Raw genomic sequence first — 1,884 nt, 5'->3', positions numbered from 1 at the left:
CGGTACGGTGGGCGCCATGGGATCTGCGGCCGCCCGGGGCTATTCGGGGAGCAAAGACAACTACGCCAAGCGACTTCGGCGCATCGAGGGCCAGGTGCGGGGAATCGCCAGGATGATCGAGGACGAGAAGTACTGCATCGACATCCTGACCCAGATCAGTGCGGTCAACAGCGCACTGCAGTCGGTGGCCCTCGGCCTGCTCGACGAGCACCTGGGCCACTGCGTCAGCCACGCCGTGGCGGCCGGGGGCGAGGAGGCGGACCGGAAACTGGCGGAGGCTTCCGCGGCGATAGCCCGGCTGGTGCGGTCCTGACGAGCGCGTCGGGGTCATCCCGGCCCGCGTCGGCCGTAACGTGGTGAACGCCCTACGGATCCGATGAAACTCGACGTTCCCGCCCCGCCTCGCCCCGGCCCCTGGACACCACGGGTCGCGCTCGCGCTGGCCGTGCTGGCCGCCGCGGCCTTCGTCTATGTGACCGCGGAGATGATGCCGGTGGGTGCGCTGCCGGCCATCGCCGCCGACCTGGGAGTCAGCGAGGCCGTGGTCGCGACCCTGCTGGCCAGCTACGCGCTGGTGGCCGCGGTGGCGACCGTTCCGTTGGTGCGTTTGACGTCGAACTGGCCGCGTCGCCGCACTCTGATCTTCACCCTGGCCGCGCTGACCCTGTCACAACTGATCTCGGCGCTGGCGCCCACCTTCGCCGTCCTGGCGTTCGGCCGGGTGTTGTGCGCGATGACCCATGGCCTGATGTGGTCGGTCATCGCCCCTATCGGCGCCCGTCTGGTCCCCGCCAGCCATGCCGCCCGGGCCACGATGGCCGTCTACGTCGGCACCGGTCTGGCGCTGGTGGTGGGCAGTCCACTGACGGCCGCATTGAGCGAACTGTGGGGCTGGCGACCGGCTGTCGCGGCGATCACCGTCGCGGCCGCCGCCGTGCTGGTGGCCGCGCGTCTGGCATTGCCGCTGATGGCGTTGCCCTGCGACGCGACGGCACCCCGGCAGGTCCGGCACCGCCGCAACCGGCGACTGCTGACCATGTGCGCGCTGACCCTGGTCGGGGTCACCGGGCACTTCGTCTCCTACACGTTCATCGTCGTCGTCATCCGCGACGTCGTGGGTGTCAGCGGACCCCGCCTGGCCTGGCTGCTGGTGGCCTACGGGATCGCCGGCCTGTCCGCGATGGCTCTGCTGGCCCGGCCCGGCGACCGGCACCCAAAGGCCGCCGTCGCGGGTTGCCTGGCGGGTCTGACGCTGGTTTTCTCGGTTCTGGCCGGCCTGGCCTGGATGGACTCGTCCGGCCGCGCCACCACCGCCTCGCTGCTGACTGGCGTCGTGGCCATCGTGGCCTGGGGGGCGACGGCCACCGCGATGCCGCCCGTGCTGCAGTCCGCCGCCATGCGGCACTGCCCGGAAGACCCCGACGGCGCGTCGGGCCTGTACGTCGCCGCCTTCCAGGTCGGCATCATGGCCGGGTCGCTGCTCGGTGCGTTGCTCTTCGAACGCGCCGGCGCGCCGGTGATGCTCGCCGCCTCGGCGGTGCTGGTCGCCGGGGCCCTGATATGCATGCTGTTGGTCCGGAATCTGTTCGCGGCCGCGGCCGTGACCAGCGCGGAGTAACGCCGGTCACGTCCCGGCCGATCATCTGCACAGGTCAGCGCATTGTCGGGCTTCGGCGTGGCGCTGACCACCGCCGGTCCTGTGTAACACTGGGACGAAAGCAAGCAGTCGAAGGAGTTTGGCGATGCGCGTGAAAGGCGCTCTGGCCGCCGCGCTGTGCGTGGTGGGTATGACGGGCCCGGGTGCCGGTTCGACGCTTGCCGTTCCGGCGGTTCCACCGCCACCGCCGCCGGCACCGGCTCCGGCGCCGTTCCCGCCGCTTCCGG

2 protein-coding genes are annotated in these 1,884 nt (G+C 71.4%); both read left to right on the top strand.

What is annotated here, in order from left to right:
* Positions 1 to 16 precede the first annotated feature (16 nt).
* Complete coding sequence (ricR, locus tag ADBZ5U_RS16110) at positions 17 to 313, top strand: copper-sensing transcriptional repressor RicR (RefSeq protein ID WP_526811881.1); 297 nt, start codon at positions 17 to 19, stop codon at positions 311 to 313.
* 63 nt (positions 314 to 376) lie between these two features.
* Positions 377 to 1,618 carry an MFS transporter gene (locus tag ADBZ5U_RS16105; RefSeq protein WP_526811879.1) on the top strand — a complete coding sequence of 414 codons (1,242 nt, stop codon included), beginning with the start codon at positions 377 to 379 and terminating at the stop codon, positions 1,616 to 1,618.
* Positions 1,619 to 1,884 lie beyond the last annotated feature (266 nt).

The organism is Mycobacterium sp. (genome assembly GCF_040398885.1).
In the GTDB taxonomy this organism is placed as follows: domain Bacteria; phylum Actinomycetota; class Actinomycetes; order Mycobacteriales; family Mycobacteriaceae; genus Mycobacterium.
This window is presented reverse-complemented; position numbering and strand designations above follow the sequence as displayed.